At 37.7% G+C, this 25,554-nt stretch carries 19 protein-coding genes; 13 read left to right on the top strand and 6 right to left on the bottom strand.

What is annotated here, in order from left to right; translation table 11 throughout:
• Positions 1-12 precede the first annotated feature (12 nt).
• Positions 13-690 (bottom strand): RluA family pseudouridine synthase, encoded by a 678-nt coding sequence (locus CYTFE_RS0101070; RefSeq protein WP_027470291.1) that lies wholly within the window; start codon positions 688-690, stop codon positions 13-15.
• 74 nt (positions 691-764) lie between these two features.
• Positions 765-1,583, bottom strand: coding sequence for a 3-methyl-2-oxobutanoate hydroxymethyltransferase (gene panB, locus CYTFE_RS0101065; protein WP_027470290.1), 819 nt, complete (start codon positions 1,581-1,583; stop codon positions 765-767).
• A 252-nt stretch (positions 1,584-1,835) separates the two neighbouring features.
• Here panB and CYTFE_RS0101060 point away from each other — a divergent pair, with 252 nt between their 5' ends.
• From CYTFE_RS0101060 to CYTFE_RS0100995, 11 genes are all read left to right on the top strand, one after another.
• Positions 1,836-2,414: an outer membrane beta-barrel protein gene (locus tag CYTFE_RS0101060; RefSeq protein WP_027470289.1), complete on the top strand. Its 579-nt coding sequence runs from the start codon at positions 1,836-1,838 to the stop codon at positions 2,412-2,414.
• A 190-nt stretch (positions 2,415-2,604) separates the two neighbouring features.
• Entirely contained in the window at positions 2,605-2,958 is a 354-nt protein-coding gene (locus tag CYTFE_RS0101050; RefSeq protein WP_044213708.1) for an ArsR/SmtB family transcription factor, read from the top strand.
• A gap of 93 nt (positions 2,959-3,051) precedes the next feature.
• On the top strand, positions 3,052-4,065 hold the full coding sequence (locus CYTFE_RS0101045; protein WP_027470287.1) for a permease: 1,014 nt from the start codon (positions 3,052-3,054) through the stop codon (positions 4,063-4,065).
• 335 nt (positions 4,066-4,400) lie between these two features.
• Positions 4,401-4,946: a hypothetical protein gene (locus tag CYTFE_RS0101035; protein WP_027470285.1), complete on the top strand. Its 546-nt coding sequence runs from the start codon at positions 4,401-4,403 to the stop codon at positions 4,944-4,946.
• 183 nt (positions 4,947-5,129) lie between these two features.
• The gene (locus CYTFE_RS0101030; protein WP_027470284.1) at positions 5,130-5,735 is read left to right on the top strand and encodes a hypothetical protein; all 606 of its coding nucleotides are present in this window, start codon (positions 5,130-5,132) and stop codon (positions 5,733-5,735) included.
• Positions 5,732-6,028, top strand: coding sequence for a winged helix-turn-helix domain-containing protein (locus tag CYTFE_RS0101025; RefSeq protein ID WP_027470283.1), 297 nt, complete (start codon positions 5,732-5,734; stop codon positions 6,026-6,028). The genes CYTFE_RS0101030 and CYTFE_RS0101025 overlap by 4 nt, the downstream gene beginning before the upstream one ends.
• Before the next feature lie 52 nt (positions 6,029-6,080).
• The gene (locus tag CYTFE_RS0101020; protein ID WP_027470282.1) at positions 6,081-7,454 is read left to right on the top strand and encodes a DUF4153 domain-containing protein; all 1,374 of its coding nucleotides are present in this window, start codon (positions 6,081-6,083) and stop codon (positions 7,452-7,454) included.
• Positions 7,455-7,678: 224 nt separating this feature from the next.
• Positions 7,679-9,601, top strand: a complete 1,923-nt coding sequence (dnaK, locus tag CYTFE_RS0101015) for a molecular chaperone DnaK (protein ID WP_027470281.1) — start codon at positions 7,679-7,681, stop codon at positions 9,599-9,601.
• A 689-nt stretch (positions 9,602-10,290) separates the two neighbouring features.
• Entirely contained in the window at positions 10,291-11,178 is an 888-nt protein-coding gene (locus tag CYTFE_RS0101005) for a LysR substrate-binding domain-containing protein (protein WP_027470279.1), read from the top strand.
• Between the two features lie 75 nt (positions 11,179-11,253).
• Positions 11,254-12,180, top strand: coding sequence for a YeiH family protein (locus tag CYTFE_RS0101000; protein ID WP_052342909.1), 927 nt, complete (start codon positions 11,254-11,256; stop codon positions 12,178-12,180).
• 2 nt (positions 12,181-12,182) lie between these two features.
• Positions 12,183-12,908: a sulfite exporter TauE/SafE family protein gene (locus CYTFE_RS0100995; RefSeq protein ID WP_027470277.1), complete on the top strand. Its 726-nt coding sequence runs from the start codon at positions 12,183-12,185 to the stop codon at positions 12,906-12,908.
• Positions 12,909-12,993: 85 nt separating this feature from the next.
• On the opposite strand, the gene CYTFE_RS0100990 is transcribed toward CYTFE_RS0100995, so the two are convergent.
• The 3 genes from CYTFE_RS0100990 to CYTFE_RS24405 all read right to left on the bottom strand — a co-directional run bounded on the left by CYTFE_RS0100990 (position 12,994) and on the right by CYTFE_RS24405 (position 21,990).
• The gene (locus tag CYTFE_RS0100990) at positions 12,994-15,363 is read right to left on the bottom strand and encodes a TonB-dependent receptor (protein ID WP_161636291.1); all 2,370 of its coding nucleotides are present in this window, start codon (positions 15,361-15,363) and stop codon (positions 12,994-12,996) included.
• Positions 15,364-15,503: 140 nt separating this feature from the next.
• Positions 15,504-20,753 (bottom strand): M4 family metallopeptidase, encoded by a 5,250-nt coding sequence (locus CYTFE_RS28195; protein WP_052342908.1) that lies wholly within the window; start codon positions 20,751-20,753, stop codon positions 15,504-15,506.
• A 124-nt stretch (positions 20,754-20,877) separates the two neighbouring features.
• A complete protein-coding gene (locus CYTFE_RS24405; protein WP_044213700.1) occupies positions 20,878-21,990 on the bottom strand; it encodes an AI-2E family transporter in 1,113 nt (370 codons plus the stop codon).
• A 312-nt stretch (positions 21,991-22,302) separates the two neighbouring features.
• Between CYTFE_RS24405 and CYTFE_RS0100975 the strand changes: the two genes are divergently transcribed.
• Together CYTFE_RS0100975 and CYTFE_RS0100970 are read left to right on the top strand one after the other, a co-directional pair.
• Complete coding sequence (locus CYTFE_RS0100975) at positions 22,303-23,736, top strand: hypothetical protein (protein WP_044262460.1); 1,434 nt, start codon at positions 22,303-22,305, stop codon at positions 23,734-23,736.
• Complete coding sequence (locus CYTFE_RS0100970) at positions 23,714-24,763, top strand: endonuclease/exonuclease/phosphatase family protein (protein ID WP_044213698.1); 1,050 nt, start codon at positions 23,714-23,716, stop codon at positions 24,761-24,763. Before CYTFE_RS0100975 ends, CYTFE_RS0100970 begins: the two co-directional genes overlap by 23 nt.
• A gap of 274 nt (positions 24,764-25,037) precedes the next feature.
• On the opposite strand, the gene CYTFE_RS24400 is transcribed toward CYTFE_RS0100970, so the two are convergent.
• Positions 25,038-25,553: a TrmH family RNA methyltransferase gene (locus tag CYTFE_RS24400; RefSeq protein WP_044213697.1), complete on the bottom strand. Its 516-nt coding sequence runs from the start codon at positions 25,551-25,553 to the stop codon at positions 25,038-25,040.
• Position 25,554: the final 1 nt, after the last annotated feature.

The raw sequence follows: 25,554 nt of genomic DNA, 5'->3' as shown, positions 1-25,554 counted from the left end.
TAATACCCATACTTACATTACATTTTCAAACTCTCTCCAAAGAGGATCTTCTTTGGGCACCGGTGCATTAATGACCACCCACTCTTTTTTCACCGGATGTTCAAACTCTATCCTCTTGGCATGCAAGCTAATACCTCCACCCTTATTGGAACGTGGTGCTCCATATTTCAAATCTCCACGAATAGGGCATCCAATCTTAGCCAATTGACAGCGAATCTGATGATGTCTACCTGTCTCCAAATTAATTTCCAACATATGGTAATTAGCTGAACTGGAAATCAGCGTATAATTAAGAATCGCTTCTTTGGATTTTTTACGAGGAGTATCATATGCACTAGAGCGGTTTTTTTCTTGATTCTTAATTAAATAATGAACAAGCTTACCCGAATCCTGTTCCGGGAGATTTTTCACCAAGGCCCAATAAGTCTTCTTAATCTCCTTATCCAGGAACATCTTACTCAAACGCGTAGCAGCTTTACTAGTACGTGCAAATAGCACTACTCCACTTACCGGACGATCGATACGATGCACCACGCCCAGATACACATCCCCAGGCTTATTGTATTTCTCTTTTATATATGCCTTGACCTTATCGGATAGGGCTTCATCGCCCGTCTTATCACCCTGAACAATTTCAGAATTAGATTTATTAACGGCTATAATATGATTATCTTCAAAAAGTATTTCCATGATTTTGCGTTAGCAGATAGCAGTTAACAGTTTTTTTATTCATTATTCACTGGTAACCATTTACCGATATATTATTAATATTGTTCTCTTTCATTGGGGAAATCAATTGATTTCACATCCTGAATATAATTGCCCACTGCACCACTTATTTCGGCAAACAGATTATGATATCTTCTCAAGAAACGCGGCGAAAACTCTTGGTTGATTCCAAGCATATCATGCAATACCAACACTTGTCCGTCAACCCCACTTCCTGCACCAATACCGATAATCGGAATGGTCAGTTCCGCAGCCACTCTTTGTGCCAGTTCGGCAGGAATTTTCTCCAATACAATGGCAAAACACCCCACTTCTTGTAACAGATGTGCATCTTCAATCAGCTTTTTAGCTTCTTCCTCCTGTTTGGCTCGTACGGTATAGGTACCAAATTTATGAATCGACTGAGGAGTCAAGCCCAGGTGTCCCATCACCGGTATACCTGCCGACAAGATACGTGAAATACATTCCACGACCTCAGCTCCACCTTCAAGTTTTACCGAATCGGCGGCTGTTTCTTTCATAATTCTTATGGCAGATGATAAAGCCTCTTTGGAGTTTCCCTGGTAAGTACCAAAAGGCATATCCACCACCACCAATGCTCTGTTAACCGCTCGTACCACAGAGGCTCCGTGGTATATCATCTGATCCAATGTAATTGGCAAGGTAGTCTCCCAACCCGCCATCACATTCGATGCTGAATCACCCACCAGAATAACATCAACTCCAGCCTGATCCACAATTTTAGCCAAAGAGTAATCATAGGCTGTTAACATGGCAATCTTTTCCTTATTATGCTTCATCTCACTCAATACGTGAGTGGTTACCTTTTTTTGGCGATTCATCGCTACCGACATGATATCTATTTTTTGTGTTTGATGGCGGCAAAGTTAATAAATAGTTAGCTCCACTTGGCAAGAAATTTGAAAACACTTTCAGTCAAAATAAATAAATTGTAATTTCAACCGTTTATTTATTTCAAAACAAGCAGATGCTTTCAATTGCCTTAGGCTAATCTCTAGGCTTAAGCTAATTATATTAACCTTTAACAGAACAATCAAAGAGATAATAAAAACATCGAAACAACACACACTTTAATATTTGAAATTATGAAAAACATTATTATTATTAGTACACTAAGTCTGTTTTTACTTACAATGGCTTCTCATGCACAACCTCTCACATTTGAAAAACAAGATATTGGTATTGCTGTTGGTGTACCTTCTATGAATGACAATACATACACTTCCCAATCTCCTGCTATCACACTGCACTACGAGTATGGCTTAAGTGATAAAATTGGCGTTGGCTATATTGGTGTAGGAGGACTATTATCCATCGCTGGCGGAGAATACACCAACACCTTCTTAAACCCCAACCCTTCCGTTGATTTTAGTCAGACTTTAATTGGGCCCAGAGCCGTTTATCACTTTGACATGGTTGAGTTGACCAACAATGACCAGTGGAGTAACATTGATGTGTATAGCGGTGCTTTTGTGGGACTTAAGTTCGAATCTATAAAATACACAGACCCCAACACAGAGAAAAATATAAAAGACCGAAAGACCAAACTAGCCAATGATTTGTTTGCTGGTATCCGCTATGGCTTTAATCAGAATATAGGCGCATTTGCCGAAATAGGCTTTGGAGTCAGCTATTTTAGTGTTGGTGCAAGCTGGAGATTATAAAATATCAACATCAAATACCTATGTAATCTTTGCAAGAAAACTCCAATTATCGAAAAATATATGGTGGTTTAAAAAATATTTATAATTTTGCCACAAATTATCATATGCGTATTTACACATACGACATCAACGCTAAAACAAATTATACTAAGCAGAAAAACTACAAATATTTTGCTAACAAAAGTAATAGATGAAAATGAAGGACTATAGTAAAATATTCAAAGCCTTATCAGACTTAACGAGGCTAAAAATCATATGGTTACTTACCAATATCGATGAAAAAATCTGCGTTTCAGAAATTGTAGATGTACTTGATGAACACCAGTATAATGTATCGCGGCATTTAAGAGTATTAAAAGACGCTTCGCTCATTGAGGAAGTAAAGGAAGGGAAATGGGTATTTTACTATCTATGTCCAACACAAAATGAATTTCAACATTTCATACAAAAAGCCCTTTCATCTATCCCTGAAACAAAAATGAACACTGAGATGACCAAGTGTAAACAATTACTCCATCTTCGTGAAATACAAAAAACTAAGTAAAACCTAAGTCCTCAAAGGCTAAACCTATTTTTTTACATACACATATGCGCTTTTACACATATAACAAATAATAACTTTTAATAAATTAAAATTATGAATGAAAAATTAACTTTAGCATTAAATGAGTTTATACACGTAGGTGTAGCATTGGTGCTTATCATTGCCTTGGTTTCGGTTTTAACAGGAGTCATACGTGCATTTATTCCGCAGGACAAGTTACAGAAGAGACTATCCAAAACAGGAAAGTACAGCGGTTTAATGGGCGCTTTACTAGGCATTCCAACACCTTTTTGCAGTGCATCCATGGTACCTGTATCCATGGGAATGGTAGAAATGGGGGCTCCATTCTCGATGGTTTTTTCATTTTTACTTTCTGCCCCATTGGCCAATTTCGTAGTAGTTGGATTTATCCTAGGTGTTTTCGGTTGGAAAGTTGCTTTGGTTTACTTTCTGGTTGTTTTCATAGGCTCAGTATTAATGGGTACCCTCGCCGGAAAAACATCACTCAAAAACGAAGTAAAAAGAATTCAATTGAATTCAAAAGAAAGCAGCACAAAATGCACACCCCAACCCACCTCTTGCGGCGCTAATGTACCCAAAGACCTTGATCAACTGAAATGCGCTTCGGTTGAACCAACAATTGAATCTGGATGCAGCGCTGTTGCCACTCCCTCCTGCGGACAAACGATAGAGTCAAATCCCAGACTAAAAGAAGCACTTACCTTCGCCTGGGCACTGTTCAAGCGCATTTTTCCTTACGTATTGGTAGGTGCACTAATCAGTGCTGTTTCGGCCATCTTTGTGCCAGACACTTGGGTTCAGAAACACTTGGGTAGCGATAGTCCTTTAGCCATTCCCATCGCTGCTACCATCGGAATACCTTTGTATTTACGAATAGAAATGGCCATACCTATATTGAAAGCACTGATTGTAAAAGGAATGAGCATGGGTGCAGCCATGGCCTTAATCATCGGCGGCACAGGTGCAAGTCTACCGGAAATTGCCATCATATCATCCATGCTGAAACCCAAAGCCATCGCCGCATTTATTGTATCGGTATTAACCATGGCAATGGTAGGAGGCTTTATCTTTTACTTTTTCTTTTAGAACAAAATGAAAACATTCACTGCCATCATCAGATCCATCATTCATGCATGCCCCTATTCAATAGCTGCAAAAAAATGCATGAATACACTAAAGGGGCACAAAAAAGTCACTCCCCCAAAATTACAAAAATTCCAGAATGGCATAAAAACAGGTCGTAACATTGCATTGATAGGGGTTTTTTGCCCCTTTCTTTGGTATTCAATATTGACCCGTCAAAGTGCAGACTTAACCTTACTACATGCAATACATTCTGGTATTATCGTAGGACTGGGTCTTTTGGTATTACTAATAAACTACTTGGCACTATTTATCCATAAAAGAAAAAAAGAGAACATATGAAAAAGAAAAATACAACACCAAGCGTTATTATTGGATTATTGTCTTCCCTATTCGCTTTTCTAGGCATGATAAGCGTCTGCGGATTTCCGCTCTTGGCAGCATTTTTAGCATGGTTCGGCATAGGAGCCTCTCAACTCGGCATCCTATCTGAATATCAACCAATATTTATGACCATCGCTATCATTGCGTTGCTTTATGGATTTTATACCATTTATTTCAAAAAAGCACATGCCTCTACAAACTGTGGCAAAACCAATGTACAAACTGAAACAAGCTGCAATAGCGCTCCCCTCAAATCAAGATGGGTAGCTAAAGCAATGCTTTGGATAGCTGCACTGGCCATCGTTAGTACTTATTTTATGAATACGAATACGAACATGTGCAATAACAATAACTCCAGCTGTGCGGTTAAAAAGTCAGAACATTCAACCAACCAATGCCAACCCCCGACCTTTTCTTGTCCTGACAACATCAAAAACAATCAAACAAAACAACTGAATGACAATTGTATAACAGGCCACAAAACATGTACTGACCAGTAAGCCGCACCAAGCCATAAGTACAACTAAAAACAGCGAAGTATCTTGAATCAACTATATGTCGTAAAATAAACCAAGATATTTCGCTGTTCTTTTTTTAAAATTCTCCAAAACCCAATAAACAACTGTAGTTTTTATTGTCATTTCAAAAAAATATGTAACTTTGTGTTTCAAAGTACTTTTTATATGGACAAAATCGAACAATTAGAAGCACTACAGGATATACGAAAAATGATGAATCGCTCAGTGAGATTCCTATCCCTTAGTGGCTTATCTGGTTTATTTACGGGCTGCTACGCATTAATCGCAGGTTTTATTGTATATAGATACAACAACGGAATATTACTTATAGACAATTACACAAATGAAGACATTCATTTTTTCATAACACTTGGAACTATCACCCTGATTCTTGCAATATCTACGTCTTTTCTTTTTACAAAAAAGAAAGCGCGAAAGGAAGGAACCAAACTATGGGATGAATCCGCAAAAAATGCATTCATCAATTTATGTATTCCTCTATTGGTCGGAGGAATTCTATGCTTAACCTACATAAGCCAAGGACTAAACGGCCTACTAGCACCAACAACATTAATATTTTATGGCTTAGCCCTTGTTAATGCCAGCAAATTTACCTTCCCAATGGTTCGACAATTGGGAATAATGGAGATTGGTTTAGGTTTGGTCAACACTCTTTTTATTGGCTTCGGACTTATTTTCTGGCTTATTGGCTTTGGATTATTACATATCATCTACGGAACCTATATGTACTTCAAATACGACCGAACATGAAGCACATTGTAAATCAACTCAATAAAGCTTTTGAAAGTCGAATCAGACTCGGAATCATGTCCATTCTAATGGTAAACCAACGCGTAAGCTACAACCGCTTAAAAGAACTACTGGGGGTTACAGATGGTAACTTAGCAAGTCATCTAAAAGCCCTCGAAAAACTAGATTATATTAATATTGAGAAATCCTTTGTCAATAGAAAGCCGCACACAACATATGACGTTTCAAATTCAGGAAGAAAAGCGTTTAAGAATCATATTGATGCTTTAGAAAATCTCCTTAGAACCAAATAATTTTTTTTAACTTTCCACTTTGTTTTTCAAAGTACTTTTAAGATATTTTATCATGAATACAAAAACAAAAAAATCATTTACCTTAGGCATGGCAGTTATTGGAAGTTACTTATTCTACAAACAAGATGCAGGTATTAATATTTTTATCTTTACGATCATCTCTGCCTTCGCATTAATGTATTTACATAAGCAAAAAGGATATAAGACATTAAGCTTGGCCATCCTCCCTTCCTTACTTAGCTCTATATTTATTGTTTGGTATCCTCAACTATTTACGCGTACGATTTGGGTTTTGGGTTATTTACTAATGTGGAGCCGAATGCTACCTACTCCCTATCCTATCGTTACGCTTTTTCAAGGTTTAGTTTCTATTTGCGAAAGTCCTATTCGCTTATTAAAAAAAGGTGAAATACAACCTAAAACCAAAGCAACTGGCCAGCATAAAAATATCATTTACATAATCACCACCACCATCGTTCTTGTTTTTATTCTATTATACATCAAAAGCAACCCCGTATTTTCAAAACTCTTCTCTAATATCGACTTGTCCTTTATCGAATTTGGTTTTTTAATGACCATTATTGGCCTATACCTTTTACTAAACGGTCTTGTCACAATCAACGCAAACAAAAAAATTCAAGGACTAAACTCCATTAAATCAACAATTACAAAAACTACCATCACACAAAGAGACCAGCAAGAATACTTGATCGCCAAACTAAGTATAGGAACAATAGGAATCATTTTATTTATAGCCAATATAACCGACTTAATCGTCATCATCACAGGCAAACTACTGGAAGGAATAACTTATTCTGAATATGTTCACCAAGGTTTCAACACATTGATTTTCACACTAGGTTTAGCCATCGCTATTATCATCTATTTTTTTAGAGGACAATTAAATTTTCATCATCATTTAAAAGTTATTAAAAGATCCGGCTCGTTCTGGATATTACAAAACATATTACTGGCACTTATTACAGCCTACAAAAACATGCTCTATGTAGAGGCATATGGCTTAACCTACAAAAGAATAGCAGTATTCTTAGCTCTTATTTGCATAATAATAGCTTTGGTACTATCACTAAAAAAATTATATCAACCACATACCAATTGGGTATATTACAACAAACTAGCGCTCAGCGCTTTTATTTGTCTTCTTTTTATGTCATTTATTCCTATGGATAGAATCATCACCAGGTATAATATAAGCTACTCCGAAACAAGAGATATTCCTTATATACTAAGCTTAAGCAAGCCGAACCTTAAATTAATTGAAAATTTAATGAACGAGAAGGATGAACTATACTCAGAGAATGCTATGATACTCAACAATAAAATATTTGATCTAAACCAAAAAGCGGCAAACAACAATTGGCAAAGTTGGAATTTCTATATTGATTCTTACAAGAGAGCTCAGTAATTTGAGCCCTCCACTACTTACCCTCCCTTAAATAGTCTTTGCAAGAAAACGCCAAATACTGCACTTTTGTCACAAAAACATGACAACAAAAACGCAAACCACAGTAATCCTGTGTCATTATTTCATTAAACTGACATAATTTTCTCATGGCATAGCATTTGAGACAAAGCAGACCGAGTTCACAAAACAGATAAATTAAAAATCTTATTATAAATTAAATCAAAATGGGAAAAATAATTGGAATCGACTTAGGTACAACCAACTCTTGTGTTTCCGTAATGGAAGGTAGCGAGCCCGTTGTAATTCCAAATAGTGAAGGTAAAAGAACCACACCGTCAATAGTTGCATTTGTTGATGGAGGAGAAAGAAAAGTAGGAGATCCTGCTAAAAGACAGGCTATAACAAACCCTGCACACACCGTATATTCAATCAAACGTTTTATCGGTGACAACTATGACGAAATTCCTAAGGAGGTTTCTCGTGTACCCTATGAAGTCGTTAAAGGAGACAACAATACACCACGTGTTGTTATCGAAGACAGAAAATATTCTCCACAAGAGATTTCTGCTATGATTCTTCAAAAAATGAAGAAGACTGCCGAAGATTATTTGGGTCAAGAGGTAACAGAAGCAGTCATCACTGTTCCTGCTTATTTCAACGACGCCCAACGTCAAGCCACTAAAGAAGCTGGTGAAATTGCTGGCTTAGCCGTAAAACGTATCATCAACGAACCAACGGCTGCATCTTTGGCATACGGTCTTGACAAGATGGATAGGGATATGAAGATTGCCGTATTCGACTTAGGTGGTGGTACTTTTGATATTTCAGTGTTGGAGTTAGGTGATGGCGTATTCGAAGTAAAATCTACCAATGGTGATACACACTTAGGTGGTGATGATTTCGACGATGTAATTATCAACTGGTTGGCTGACGAATTTTTAAAAGATGAAGGTATTGATTTACGTAAAGACTCCATGGCTCACCAACGCTTGAAAGATGCTGCGGAAAAAGCTAAAATAGAACTTTCTAGTGGTAACTCTACAGAAATCAACTTGCCATATATTATGCCAGTGGATGGTATTCCCAAACACTTGGTAAAAACATTAAGCCGTGCACAATTTGAGCAATTGGCTGACAAATTGATTCAGGCTACATTGGAACCTTGTAAAGCTGCCTTGTCTGATGCAGGCATGTCTCCTTCTGATATTGACGAAGTTATTTTGGTTGGAGGTTCCACTCGTATACCTGCTATCCAAGAAATTGTAAAAAAATTCTTCGGAAAAGAAGCTTCAAAAGGAGTAAACCCCGATGAAGTGGTTGCTGTTGGCGCTGCTATTCAAGGTGGTGTATTAACTGGCGAGGTAAAAGATGTGCTATTGTTGGACGTTACTCCTCTTTCGTTGGGTATCGAAACCATGGGCGGTGTAATGACCAAACTAATTGAGTCTAACACAACTATTCCAACCAAAAAATCAGAAACTTTTACAACGGCTGCCGATAACCAACCTTCCGTAGAGATTCATGTGTTACAAGGCGAACGCCCAATGGCTAACCAAAATAAAACCATCGGTCGTTTCCATCTGGACGGAATTGCTCCTGCGCAACGTGGCATTCCTCAGATTGAAGTATCTTTTGACATTGATGCCAACGGTATACTACATGTAACAGCCAAAGATAAAGCTACTGGTAAAGAACAAAGCATACGTATCGAAGCTTCCTCCGGATTGAGCGATGATGAAATCAAACGCATGAAAGATGAAGCGGCTGCGAATGCAGAAGCTGATAAACAAGCCAAAGAGAAAATCGATAAGATGAATGGCGCAGACAGTCTGATCTTCCAAACTGAAAAACAACTGAAAGAGTTTGGTGATAAATTACCTGCTGACAAAAAAGCACCTATCGAAGCGGCGCTGGAAAAACTAAAAACAGCTCATAAAGCAGAAGACCTACCAGGTATTGATGCGGCAACTACTGAATTGAACACTGTATTTCAAGCTGCCTCACAAGAGATGTATAATGCGAGTCAGGCACAAGGTGGACAACCAGGAGGAGCTCAACCAGGACCTGATGCTGGTCAAGCACAAGGTGGTCAAGCTAAAAGCGGTGACGACGAAGTGACTGATGTGGACTTTGAAGAAGTAAAGTAATTTCCTATCCTAAAGGATAAATAAATATAGTTACCCCCCAACAAAGCAATGTCTTGTTGGGGGGTTCTTTTTAGGCATAATTCTCCTAATAAAATACAAGGTCAGTGTCAAAAATTAGGTATAAATGTTGTTTATAATTGTCATGCAAATATTTTTACTAATCTGAACAAGAAGAACTTTACATCAATAACTCCTCTGAATTGCCTTCTGGATTCTGCTGCAGCATTGGTACTTCATGTTATCCAATTGAGAGCAATGTTTCTAACTCATATGATAATTTTCTTTGCTTTTGAAACCTCCGTTAATGTTCTTTTTACTCGGGAAGGTTAAATTTTCAAAGGCCCTCATGAACAAGCTTCGCTCGTTTGACATTACCACAAAACGCTTAATAAAACCAGTAAATTTAATGTAATATTTTTCATCCCAGTATCTTAAAAATTAATTTTATAACCAATACCCACCATCTTCAAATAAGATGATAAACAAGTATTATTTACTTTAACTATTCAAAAATTGTCGTACTAGATTATTTGCAAATACGTCAGTTTAAACACAAATATGTTACACAAGGAACTATATAAAAAGAAAATCTATGAGTCGCAAAGAATTATCTACTGGTGCCACAAATGTACAGCTAATGTAGAAAGTCATACACCTGTTACTTTTTTAATAATTCCTATCTTTGCAATATGGATCATAGAGACAAAGTATTTTTAGCTGTTGCCGAGAATCTTAGCTTTTCAAAAGCTGCCGAAGAACTCTTCATCAGTCAGCCGGCAGTTACCAAACACATTAAAGAATTGGAAAGCAAGCTCAATAGCACCCTATTTGAGCGAAAAGGAAACAGAATTTACCTAACCAAGGCCGGAAAAGTAAATTACGAGTTCCTAAAGAAAATAAAACAGCAATACGAAGAGCTGGAGTTTGAACTGGGACGCCTAAACAACACCTTTAAAGGAACACTACATATAGGAGCCAGCTCTACCATTTCACAATATGTAATTCCAGAAGTTATTGCAGCCTTTTATAAACGTTATCCCAACATAGACCTTCACTTATACAGTGGCAACTCTGTTGATATGCAGAAAAAACTACTGGCTGATGAAGTAGACATTGCTTTAGTAGAAAACAACTCATGCATGACAGAATTAAAATACTTAGATTTTTTAGATGATGAGTTGGTTGTGGTAACCGGAGGTAACAGCGTATACAGTAAACGAAAACAAATAACCCTAAACGACCTTGGCGAAATACCTTTGGTACTTCGCGAAAAAGGCTCTGGCACTCTAGAAGTAATTCAACAAGTATTAAAAAGCAACAACATACAAATAGACGACTTAAAAATAGTTACCCACCTAGGCAGTACTGAGACCATTAAAAACTTTCTGATTAATTTTGATGGCATAGCTATTATCTCCGAAAAATCCATCAACAAAGAGCTACAACTCAAAAGCATTGTTAAAATTAAAGTCAAAAACTTTCAATTACCCAGAAAATTACGAATCGTATTACGCCAAGGAAATATTGGCAGCACCACCAAAACATTTATAAACTTTTTAAACAACTATAACTTTTAGTTATGTGATATAATTATTTTGTATTTGCTTTGGCTATCTCATACGAGTACATTTGTTACTATAAATCGAATACAAATGAATCTCAGTCAAAGAAAAATTCAACTAATTTATGGCACAATAGCCGCATTGTGCTTTACGCCAATATTATCACCGGCAATTGCTCTTGTTATAGGAATTGTGCTTTCTATGGCAGGTTTAAAACTAAAAAACACCCCATTAAAAACCTCATTTATTCTTCAGGCATCCATTGTTTTAATGGGCTTTGGGATGAATCTAAAGGAAGTGATAGAAACATCACAAACCGCCTTCGTTGAAACAGCTGTTTCTGTTATATGTGTAATGAGTTTGGGCATCGTATTGGGAAAAATATTAAAACTCGACTCCAACGTTAGCTTACTGATTGCCTCAGGCACAGCCATATGTGGTGGGAGCGCCATTGCAGCCGTTTCAAATGTATTGAATCCAAAAAAATACCAAATCTCGTTTTCACTGGCAGTCATCTTCACTTTAAATGCGCTGGCTCTATTTATCTTTCCAAAGATAGGCCATTACTTCCATCTATCTCAATCTACCTTTGGTCACTGGGCTGCCATTGCCATTCACGACACCAGCTCTGTTGTGGGTGCTGGGGCCATTTATGGTGAAAAAGCACTTAAAATAGCTACAACAGTAAAATTAGTAAGGGCTTTATGGATTATTCCTGTTTCAATTATTATTTCATTTTCGCAAAAAAAACAAGGTAACAGCAAAGCCCAACTACCCTATTTTATCTTTATCTTTGTGGCAGCCATTCTCATCACATACCTCGTACCTTCCGGACAAAACACTTATGAACATTTAAGCTGGATAGGTAAAAAAGGCATGATTTTGGCGCTCTTTTTTATAGGAACCGATATCTCCATAAAGGAAACAAAAGAAGCAGGCTGGAAAAGTTTTCTTCTGGGCATTTTATTATGGATATCTATCGCATCGGGTTCATTACTTATTTTAATCAATCAATAATTATGGAACTTTTTTGGATTATTCTGATTATTTCTGTAGCCAGTCTCATCAAAGGCATTACCGGTTTTGGTTTTGCCTTGGTTGCTTTACCTCCCCTACTATTTTGGTATACTCCCATTGAAATCATCCCAGTACTATTGATTTGCAATTTGGTAAGTTCAATCATCATTCTTTTACAGAAAAAAGAAGGCAAGCTAGTGGATCACAAATTTAAACCCCTCATCATTTACGGTGGTCTTTTTACCATTTTTGGGGTATTTATACTGAAAAAGATATCCGGACATTATATCATTATGGGCATCAGCATCGTATTTATTCTATTAACCATATTGTCGCTATTAAAAATTGAACAAACCAAAAAGGCCTTACCGGGTTATTCCTATAAGTTGGCAGGCGCCATTGTGGGTTTCCTCTCTGGCAGCATTTCAGTAAGCGGCCCGCCATTGGCTGTTTTTTTAAACAGGGCCGGTGTAAACAACCAACAGTTCAGAGAGATATTTTCATGGTTTAACCTGGTCACTGCGCTGGCTGCAGTAGTGGGTTACATACACTTTAACATGCTCACATTCGACTCCTTGAAACAAGTCATGCTATTTTCTCCCATCCTGTATTTAGGCTCTTTTATTGGAAAAAGAATAAATGGGTATATGCCTGCCAAATCATTCAAAACCATCACAATGACTCTCACTTTAATATCCTGCGTATTTTTGCTCATAAAAGAGTTTTGATAAAAAACGTGTGGATCTTATTCTAAAGCATTTCTATGGGCATTTACCTCATTAATGCCCATACCCCAGCTAGTCCTCTGCTCCATTACTTTTTTTTCATGGTTGAAAATCTGTAAGAGAATGCCAAATACACATATTGTGCAAGTGGATTATAATACTGATGATTGATTTGATCCTGACGTTGATTGATCACCTTTTTATAATCGTAAGAATCAAATACATCATTTACCTTCAACTGAATTGCGCCTTTATTATTCATGACTTTGTACTTGGTCGACCAGTTAATGAAATAATACGCAAGTCGCCTTCCCTGCGCAGATATGTCAGCTCCATCATAATTTCCACTCAACTGAAAACTCAGTTTCTTATTTACATGGTAGCTAGAGGACAACTTGGCCATCAAATACATCTCCTCCTTATCCAAAGAATGAGACAATTTTTCTCCGTCCAATATTTTATAATAAGATATCACAGATGGCCTAAAAACAAATTTTCCCCAAGGTAAGGATGAAGCAATTTCAACACCTAGATTCATCATACTTCCCAGGTTTTCTACTGTAGAGTTGGTGATGATATGCCCTTCTTCCTCCGTAAAAGTATAATATGTACCAATTAAATGACTTATATGACGCACAAAGACAGATCCGGATATGGTTGTTTTTTTATATGTCAAATGATGGTGAAAGTCCAGGCTTTGGGTTTGTTGCGATTGCAAGTTTGGATTTCCTGAATTACGATAATATCCACCAAACGATAAAGATATTGGATTGAGTTGTTTATAATTAGGAACCTTCTCCCTCCGTGTGTAAGAAAGCCCCATTGTGTAATTTTTATCTATCTTTTTCTCTATTAAAAAAGATGGTGAATAAGTAATGATGGTATTGGTAATCGTACTGTCTAAATCATATAAATACTGATTCAGATAATTACTCTCTAGTCTCAAACCCAGAGAAAAATTATATTTTCCTTTGGCGCCATTCAACACAGCATACACCCCTGGTTTTATCTCGTCAAATTTAAAATTCACCTCACTATAATTTTCATTTTTTATATCATTCGGTGCATTATAATTGGTCTTATCCGAGCGTTTATCTTGTTCAAAGTGCCTCAAATTTAACTGAGCACCCAACTCTAATTTCCATTGTTCATTCAGGGGGCGTTCATAATCTACCTTGATGATACCCGAACGATTCACATCATCACCCGCTCTAACTTCTTGGCTATAGTTAGGCAATGCAACGTGGGAGTCCGGATTCAACGGCTGAGTAGTACGAACATAGTCCAACAATGGGTTACTTGTTGAATACTTAGTCTGTACCATTAACCTATGATCATCCAGCTGATTAAACACCTTATTCCACCCCACTTTAAACTCAAGCAAATCACTTCTATTCTCTTCCTCTCTCAGGTTATCGGTGTAGTTATATAAAACGGAGTCATTATTAAACGACGAAGAAGTATATCTAACTGTTTGAGGTGCATTTTTATGTTGATATAAAACTTGGAAACTGGCATTGGACTTCTTTGAAAAACGATATTTAGCATTCCCGCGCATAAAAAATGTCTTCTGATCGCGCAGTTTATGCTGCTCTTGATGCAAATACTTATTTCCTTGATCTGTGAAAATAGTTCTATCTGTAATTCTGTCATCTTCCTTAGGTTCTCCTTTCAAACTAGCACTTATTCCCACATTCCATTTTCCCGAATTAATACCTGAACCTCCTGTTAAGGTATACCGTTCTGGCCATCCATATCCTACATTATACTTATGGTTATAGCCCGAAATTCTATCCTCCTTCAATTTGATATTAATGACTCCACCCCCATTTTTACTGTCATATTTTGCCGAAGGGTTTGAGATAACTTCAATGCTGGCAATCACATCACTGGGAAGTTGGTCCAGCATATCGGCCAAATCACTCTCAACTCCATCTATTAAAATAGTAGCTTTTGTTCCTTTCATGGTAACATTATCATCCATATCAAGACCCAGAGATGGGATATTCTTAAACACATCCAAAGCATTTTCTCCCGCATTCGTACCAGTACCTATATTATAAACGACTTTACCGGGGTGATTTTCAACCGCTGATTTTTCAGAAACAACGGTTACTTCTTCCAGCCTAGTTGCTTTGCGCTTCATCTGTAAGGTCTTCAGGTCATTCACGCCACTTATCACCAATACACTATCTAGCTTAAAGGGTTCAAAACCCACAAAAAATGCCTGTATAGAATAATACCCTTCCACAAGTCCTTGAAAACAAAAGGCACCCCATTCATCAGAAACAGTTCCTTGAAGTATTTCTTCAGAGCCCTGACTATGAAGGGTGATATTTGCAAAGGGAATTTCCTTTCCTCGGGGAGTTGTAAGATTTCCTTTTAATGAGTTAGATGATTGTCCAACCATCATCAGAGGATATATACATAAACTCAGAACAATAAATATGTATCGCATATATAGTAAAATTGAGGCCGAAAAATACTTATTATCCCTCAATATATTCACCATACATACTTAACAAAGTATATACAACAAAATTAAACACCCCGTACACACAGCTCTTCACCCCCTTTTCCACTATAAATGAATCCTCACTAATGTTTCACTATTTTATGCACATATTCCGTGTCCGAAGAAATAATCTTCACAATATATACTCCACTCTCCAGATGAGAAAGATATATCTGCGCTTTATTTAAGTGTATATTTATTGCCAGATCCAATCTATTTCCTTTCGTATCAAAAACCCGAATGAGCGGATCGGACAACTTCATATCCACATACAACACCGAACTGACCGGATTGGGATATAAACGAATCGCGTTGTCTGAGATAGATTCACCAAGTTGGGTACTTACTCCCACATAAACATTTAATGTAGTCATTGTCTCTCCACCATGCCCATCTGCTGCAGTCACATCCAATTGAACCGAACCTGGACCTATGGGAGTAAGCGTTAACAATCCTCCATCCAAATCATGCGCTACTATACCATCTGCACTTAACAAACCTGAATAGCTCAACACATCACCGTCAGCATCCATAAAGTGATCGTTCAAATCAATGTCCACAACGGGGTCATTCATATCCAAATGCACATCTGCTAAAGAAACAGGACAAGTAGGACTTTGGTTTTGTTTTACCTGAATATGAAAGGTATGACTGACCATTGCTTGATGAACATCTCTGGCCTCTATGGTGATATCCACATTGCCTACTTTCAATGGATTTAATTGCAACAGCGATTCTTGATAAATAACAGGCTCCACAACAGATGGATCAGAAGACAGGACTTCAAAAGTCAACACATCCCCATCAGCATCCGAAAAAATATGGTTCAACTCCATGTCCTCATCATAGTTCACATATACAATTCTATCCGCTACAGGATTACTTACCTCAGGTGGCGAATAAGTATCTCCTTGCAAAGAGATACTTAACATAGGCACATTCGGATCTGAAGAATGAAGCTCTATTGTTCCCGAATATTCAATTAATTGTGTTGGTGTAAATCGCACCTCAAAAGAAACCACCTCACCTGGTTTTATTTCAAGCGGAGAAAAATCAGTTAAAAAAGCACTATTACTGGATATCAAGCTATTAACCATTAAATTTCCTGATCCAGAATTTCTAATTTTAAATACCGACACCGCCTGCTCATTGAGCAATACCTCGCCAAAAGACAAGGTATTCACATCACTTTCTATATGCTCAACACCGGCCACATTCAATAATAATGGAATATTCACAGTACTTGCATTATCATCATTACTAAGAACCTGTATATCCACAACATACTGACCTTCGACCAATCCATTGGAATCAATTTTATATCTTAAACTATCAGTATTCTCGCCATACATAAATACAAACCCCGGTTTCAATTCACAAAGAGCTGTATTTAGAGGTGTAACACAATATTCCAGCGCACTGAATAAAAACTGCTGATGCCCTTGTACAGTAATAGATGAAAATGATTCATCCCCCATAGCCAAGATCTTTCCTTTACCGGAACCTGTAATAGCTGCATAACAATTATCATTAGCATCCGTCAATAAAGAAAGAGCGGGAGAATAAAGCGACAAGGTACAATCTGCATGAGCACCAATCACATAAGCATCCAGACTTCCATTAATTGCATGATTTATTATATGAGCGGATCCTGCCTCTGCTTTTTTAGAAACATATTCAATCCCCCAACCTTCCAGGAGCCCATTAAAATCGTCAATTCTACCATCTCCTTGAATGATCAAAAAACCACCCTTATTGACCCACTCTCTTATTTCGTTTTTATAATCATCCAAAAAGTCGGCCGAGTCATCAATCACTAAAACATCTAAAGTCGTCAAAAGTCTGGTTACATCTCCGGAAGATACCGATAAACAGACAGCACCATAGTCAGTTAAAGAATTTTTAAGTGCGTTATAATAGAACACATTTTTAGCCAATCCAATTCTAATGCCATCCAGTCTGGGTTCAAATGAATAATATCTAACAGGATTTTGGCTATTTCCTTTTTCATAGGCATCCAATAATTTACCTTCATAGGCCAATAATCCTTCATTCAAATTACGAACAGGAATGAAACTGTCGATCATTTCCCCACTCAACACATCTAGTCGAATGGTATCATTGGTAAGTAATAATTCAGGAGCCGCCTCTATTTTCACCTGTTTTTTCAAAGTATCTTTAGAAATACAGTTATCCACGGCCAATTGTACTTCATATACACCTGCAGTATGAAATATGTGTTGTGGATTTTGCATGGCAGAAGTTGTTCCATCACCAAAGTCCCAGCTCCACAGTTTAGGTCCGTATGAAGAATGATCCTCAAACTGTAAGTTATAATTAACGGGCCACCTTTCCTCTGCAATTTCAAAACTAGCATCCACACTGTTACCACCACTGTAGGCTACCGTTTCCCAGGAGGCCACAAACCCCTTACCAGTAACCGTTTCATTACTTATAAACCTAAGAAACATACTTCCTGATGAGGCCTTCAACACTACAGGATCAAAAACATCACCATTTAAGGATGCCAGCAACACACCATTTTCATTTGTGCCATCATAAACATTTAAAACATCACAACAGGATTCCGTACTCAACCAATCAAGGGTAAACACGATTTCTTTGGCACAATAGGGAGCTATCAAAAAAGTTTGTTCTCTTCCATTTTCATAGGCCCCATAAAAACCTCCTTCATCATAAATATGCCCTGATGCTAAATTACTGTGATCATGCACACCCATCAAATAATCATTAACTACTCGCATTGAGTTAACAGAATATGATGTACCATATTCATTGCTTACCGTAAGCTCCACATCAAAAACGCCATCATCACTATAGGTTACTGTTGGATTCGGATCGTTGGAATATTCAGGCACTCCACCTTCAAAATGCCAACTTCTTTCCTTAACCAAATTATCACTTTTATCATAAAAAGTAATTTCTTGGTTTACAAAAACAGAGGTATCCTTTGTTAAAAACAACGAAAGCGGGGCTGCGGTGTTTCTTTCCAGCACCACAGTATAATCTTCATATTGCCCATAATGGCTATCATTGCTACCATCTAGGTTAGATGCATAATCATAACGATCCGACCCAACCCTTAGCCTAATGGGCGTATCAAAAACAACCCCGGCAGGTATTTTTACATCTCCGCTATGATCCTCAAAAGCTTTGGAAGAAAAAATCTTCTCTTCGGCATTTGAAAAAACTCCGTCATTGTTTATATCCAACCATATACCTACCACTTCTTGCTGATCTTCCCCGGTTGTAACAGATACGGAATAACTTTTTCCTTCCATCAGTACGGTCTGGTATCCACAGGTAAAATCTTCATATCCTTGGCTCGCTCCTTGCGACCTATGGTTTAGGTCATTCAGTCCTACTCCATAAATCCCCCCCGTTCCATTATTAAGGGTAGCTGGCACATGCACTGCAGCCATTGGAGTAGCTTGGTTCACCACGGTAATATAATCCTCAAGGGTTGTCACATCTGTACTATTACATTCAGCAGTTCCTGTCACCTCCAACTTAACATCAAACACCCCCAATTCGTTAATACTTAACATAGGATTTTGTTCGGTACTAAATAATTCGTCATTCAAATACCACTTATAGCTTTCGGCATGGGTACTCGAATTTATAAGCTGAACTTGAGCAGGCACACTGCAATAAAGTGTTTGGTCGGCATAAAAAGAAGAAACAACTGCATTTTCATAGGCAGAACCAACACCAACAGCATACCAGGCATTGGTCACCTGAATCACTTCATTGGAACAATCACCATATAAGTCAATGGCCGACTGGATGGAATAAAAACGGGCATCCTCAAACTTACTATATCGGTTTAAATAAACCGTCAGATTTCGGTATGCGATGGCCTCTGCTGCTTCCAGGCCAATAGACTTAACAATATAACTACTACCATTATCATTAACCCCACTCCCTCCCTCACACAAGAGGTAGAACCAATAACTCTGAACCGTAGAATTTTTATGAACACCTCCATAATCAGCACTTCCAGTATGCCAATAAGTTCCTTTGTAAGTATCCGGATGATAACCTGCTTTAGGATCAGAAATATTCCGCAGAAATGAAACTCCATCGGTAAAAATCTGCTCGCCCATCAGGTAGTTCGCCGTTGATGGGTATACATAAAAATCAATGGCAATCCCAAAAATATCGGAAAAAGACTCATTCAGTGCCCCTGACTCGTCACGATATTCCAGGTTGGCACTATAACTAGTTAAACCATGCGCTATTTCATGCCCCACAATATCCAAGGATGTGAAAGCATTTTTAGAAGAAGAATTTCCATCACCATAAGTCATCCTGTCACCATCCCAAAATGCATTCGCGTAAAGGGAACCAAAATGCACGTAAGATTTTAACTTTAAACCATTGTTATCAATAGAGTTTCGACCAAACTTATTAAAAAAATAATCATAGGTTTTCTCTGCTCCAAAATGCGCATCATAAGCCACCTTATCATGAATATTATCCCAATGATTATCTGCATCAACAAATTCGGTAGCTTCAGAATACAGCTGTCCATTATTCAGATTATAGGTATGTATACCATTACCTCTACCCTCTTCACCCAAGACATAAGCTCCCTCAACTTCACTGGTCGTTATGGACACATTACCATTGTAAAATCCAACAGCTGTTCCATCAACATCCATATGGTGTATTCTTGAAATTCGCTTTACAATATCACCACTATTAGCATTCACATATACATATTCTCTTTGAAGCGGCTCCAAGGCATACACATCTACCTTATAACAAAGAATCAAACCCTTTTCTTCGGGAACATACAAGAGTTGTGCTTCGGGATACAATGAATTATCACGATCCCATACAAAAAGCTGCGAGCTAAAAGTCGAGATAGCTATTTCAATGGCTTTCTTTTCGGAGAGCTTAGCCTGCGTGTTGGCAGCTGGAACATCCACTACTTCACCATTGGCACTTATGGCCATTCCATTCGCATAATGAACCGAATAGCCCATTCCTTCAACCGGAATATCATGTAAATGTAACTGGAACCTGGAGTGCGCTTGCCCTTGCTGATCTAAGTACTTATTGATAAAAATCAGCTGATAGTGATCGGACAAGCCTATTTTTTTGCTAAGCAAGGGGCCATCTAAGACTAGTCCGGACTTTAAAGATTGTGAAGAGAACTCGATATATTCAACCATACCGTTTGATTCGTTCACTTTAACTTTTGAAGCGCCCTTAACAATCTGTTCACTGTCCTTACCCCTATATATCTGCCCATCGGCCAATATGACCCACAGTATACAAACGAATATACAAATCAGACTTTTCATGCGTGCGTGTGTTGTGTGAAATTACAGTGTCGTATATCACTATAATCACATCAATTTACGCACATTTCAATGAACAAACAAGAAACTTTGATAAACAATCTATATCTCTTGTCCAAATCGACATTTAAATAAGGTCAATATCACCACCTTCCTCTTCATTTCTTTTTAAGACAAATCTTTTATAATAAGAGAAAAGCAAGGTGGTAATGGGCAAAGCAATCAACATCCCCAATAAGCCCAACAAGCTACCCCAAATAGAAAGCGATAATAAAATAATAGCTGGATGCAAACCATACACACGCCCCATAATCTTGGGAGTAAGAACAGTCTCCTGGATAAGCTGAACCACAGCCATCACGATAGCTGCCAAAAGAATAACATGCCAAAAACTCTGATTTGTTTCCATGGCCCGCAGTAAGGACAATAAAATAACCGGAACAAAACCTGCTATCTGCAAATAAGGAACAATATTCAATGCGCCAATAAAGAGACCAATAATAATAGCCATCGGAAGGCCAATAATTTTAAAACCTATGGCCAACAAAACTCCAACAATAAGCGCTATTAGTCCCTGAGCTCTAAAATAAATATGCATACCATTGTTCAAATCATCAAAGACCTCATGCACCGGTTTACGGTAACGAGGAGGAACAAGTCCCAACCACCCATCTGAGATCTGTTTAAAATCTATCAATAAAAAAACCAGATAAATAAGAACAATCAAAAGACTCATGATACCAAACAAAAAGTTCATCGAACCAGAAAATACTTTCCAGGCATGCCCAAAAATATTTTTAAGTGAATCGGCCACACTCTGTGGGTCTAAAAGCTGGGTAAAATCAGTATTATTAACAAAGTCATTGATATAATCAATCACTTCCTTAGGCAACATATTAGAGACCGAAGCATCCGTCAGATAATTCTGAATCAGTTGCACCATTTTTGTCATCTCGGCAAAAAACTGAGGTATCAACCAAAGCAACAAAAAATACAAGCCGCCAAATACAAATACCAAACTTGCAAAAACAGCAATCCCTCTGTACTTAAACCTACATTTAAACTGAAAAAAATCCACCAAAGGATTAATCAAATATGCCATCAGTAAGGCCACAAAAAAAGGCACAAGTGCTCCACTTAAACGTTTTAACAAAAAATAAAACGCCAGTAAAAATGCGATGGACAATACGATCCTAACAACCCGATCAAAGGTATATGGCTTTGTGTGATTTGAATTCATGTATCTTCGTTTTGGTGGCAATATATCAAAAATATACCAAAGTAAAATCTAAACATTATTAAGTACCTGTATAAAATGAATCCTATTATTTAAACCAAGCTATCACTTACATTGTTTGTAAATACACGCCCTTAAGAAAACAACTTTATTACGCAATGTGAATGATTGTTAATTTATGTTTTAAAATACAAATATTTAAGGCCCATATAATAGGAATTTTTCATTTTATTGTTTACATTTCACCTTAAAACCCATAAAAAAGTACCATTCTATAACCCATTGATTTACAATATCCAATATTTCCTTAAGCACATGCACAGACTAAAAAAATACATATTACTACTACTGATTCCGCTTAGTTTTTATGCTTGTGAAAGAGAATTTGTATTTTTAAGTGGCACTGAAGGCTTAAACTTTTCGGTAGACACCTTAATGTTTGACACCATTTTCACTTCCGTTGGTTCTGTCACTAAAAACTTTAGAATTTACAATCCGTACGACGAAGATTTAATTATCAATTCGGTGGAGTTATCAGGTGGTGAAACAAGTAATTTCAGACTTAACATCAACGGGCAAGCAGAAGACCGGGTTGACAACCTAAGAATAAATGCTAAAGACAGTGTGTTTGTTTTTGTGGATGTCACCATTGAGCCCGACAACTCCAACAATCCCTTTGTAGTATCTGACTCCATCTTATTTTACTCTGGTGAGAAATCACAAAAAGTTAATTTAGTAGCATATGGCCAAAATGTGGAACTACTCACCCAAGAAAATATAAAGACCACAACTTTCACGGCGGACAAACCTTACTTAATTTACGATTATTTGGTAGTAGACAGCCTGGAGACTTTAACAATTGAACCTGGCAGCAGACTCTATTTTCATAATGATGCACGCCTGGTGATTTTTGGAAGTATGTCTGTCAATGGAACACCTGAAGAGCCTGTTCATTTTTTGGGTGACAGACTGGATGACTGGTATAGAGACAAACCAGGACAATGGGGCTATATCCATTTTATGCCCAGCAGTTCTGACAATATCATTGATAACGCTATCATTCAACAAGGAACAATGGGTATTTTTGTTGACTCCGTTGGACTTGGAGACAGCAATCCTTTGATAATACATAATACAATAATTAATCACATATCTCAATTTGGCATATTAACACAAAATGCAAATATGGATGTGTCCAATACTGTTATAGGTAACTGTGGATACCACTCCGTAGCACTAACCCTGGGTGGCACTTACAACTTTTATCACTGCACCATAGCTAACTATTTTCCCAACTGGGTAAACAGAAATACCCCTGCCTTATTTCTAAACAATTATTATACCGACGAAACAGGCGCCGAAGTTATCAACCCATTAATCGAAGCCAACTTCTACAATTCTATCATCTACGGAGATAAATACTCCGAAATAGGTTTCGACTTTAAGGACAAAGAGAGCGAAAAAGACAGTAAAAGTTCGTTTAATTATAAATTTGAAAGCTGTCTCCTTAAAAGTGGCAACCTGGATGTAAGCGATCAAAGTAGATATATCAACATATGGACCAACGAAGATCCGAATTTCATTGACCCCTCAGCATATAATTATCAATTAGATACGCTATCTTTTTGTCAAGGCATTGCGGATAAAGAAATAGCCGACAAATACCGCCGTGATATCCTTAACAACAGCAGAGTAAGCGACCTGAACGGTCCGGATATTGGTGCATATGAAAGAATGGAAGAAGAATAATATTAAACGCGCACTAAAAGGACTTATATTTGCCCTTCAGCTCAGCATTTCGTTTGCTCTTTTTGCCCAGGACAGCAAACAGCTAGGTGTGATGTTCTATAATGTAGAAAACCTTTTTGACACAAAAGACGACCACAACAAGCTTGATGACGAATTTACTCCACATGGTCATCGGCATTGGAACTATGCTAAATATTTCCAGAAACTTAAAAACATATCTCGTGTAATACTTGAGTCTGGAGGATGGACACCACCTGTGATTATTGGCTTATGTGAAGTAGAAAACAAAAAGGTATTAGAAGATCTGGTGTGGAAAACCGGGTTAAACCACCTAAATTACCATATCATACACCATGAATCGCCCGACCTACGAGGCATAGACGTGGCCATGCTCTATCAAAAAAATCATTTTACTCCCCTTGAGTCGATTCCCATATCAGTAGATCTGGGCAAAGAGGTACGTCCAACCAGAGATATATTATATGTCTACGGACTATTAGAAGACACCATTCCCCTACACATCCTAGTTGCGCACTTCCCATCGAGATATGGAGGAATACAAAGCACCAAACCCTTCAGACATAAGGCCGCTGAAATATTGAACGATACCATATCGGAGCTATTAAAGTTAGAGCCAGACGCGAATATCATTGCCATGGGTGATTTTAATGACCAGCCCGAAGACGAAAGCATGCAAGTCCTTATAAAAAACAACCACATCGTCAATGTATCATCACCAGCCAACAGCATTCATCATTCAGCGGGCACCTTAAAACATCAGTACGAATGGAACACCTTTGACCAATTTCTCATATCTAAGAACCTAAGCGATTCCACACATACTTTCTTTGTCCGCCCACCCATGAAAATACTCGACTTTTCCTTCCTTATGCAAAAGGACAAAGCCAACATGGGTACAAAACCCTTTAGAACTTATATTGGCTACCAGTATAACAATGGTTTCAGCGATCATTTCCCTATCTGGTTAGATCTGGTCATTCAGCAACAAGCATCTGTGTATAGATAACAGGAGCCACTTATCCATCACCTTCACTACGCCCCAACTAATTAGTGGCTGCACGAAAACGACTATTTTTTCTATCTTTGATAAGAAAGCTCCGAAGACAAGGCTTTCTATATTTTTGAAACCAAGGTGTTTACTGATTGTAAATGACTATTTCAAAAATGAGAGTAACGCAGTACTTGGAGTTTTCTTGCAAAAACTAATTATCACAAGAAACGCTCATTAAGGAGACCATAAGCACATAAAAAGAAACCAGCTAACCAGCTTATACTCCCCCCTAAAAATGACGATGCGAATACTGCCTTACCCACTCATAAAGCGCCACAGCACAAGCCTGCGAGACATTCATTGATTTGATGGTTCCAATCATTGGAATATGATAAAAGTGAGCACATTGCTCCATTAACTCCACTGACATACCATGAATCTCATTCCCTAATACAAAAGCTACCTTTCTAGGCAAAACACAATCAGCCAGATTATGCGATCTTTCGGAAGTTTCAATAGCACAAATAACATATCCATCCGGAATACGACCCTTCCAGTGATGAATATCACAAAACTCCCACTCCACCAGACCAGCAGCAGCCCCTGCAACTTTTTTAATTTTGCTATGCCGCACGCTAGTTGAATCGCCTAAAAAAAGCACTTTAGCACAACCAAAATTGCTGGCCAAACGTATAATATGCCCCATATTTTCAGGAGATTTTAAATGATCAGCCACAATGATCGGTCCTTGACCATCCGAGCAATATTTAACAGAGCTAAACAGACTATTACTTTGCGTTTGCATA

This window comes from Saccharicrinis fermentans DSM 9555 = JCM 21142, assembly GCF_000517085.1.
Taxonomy (GTDB): Bacteria; Bacteroidota; Bacteroidia; order Bacteroidales; family Marinilabiliaceae; genus Saccharicrinis; species Saccharicrinis fermentans.
The sequence above is the reverse complement of the archived record's forward strand: the minus strand, read 5'-3'. Positions and strand labels throughout refer to the sequence as shown.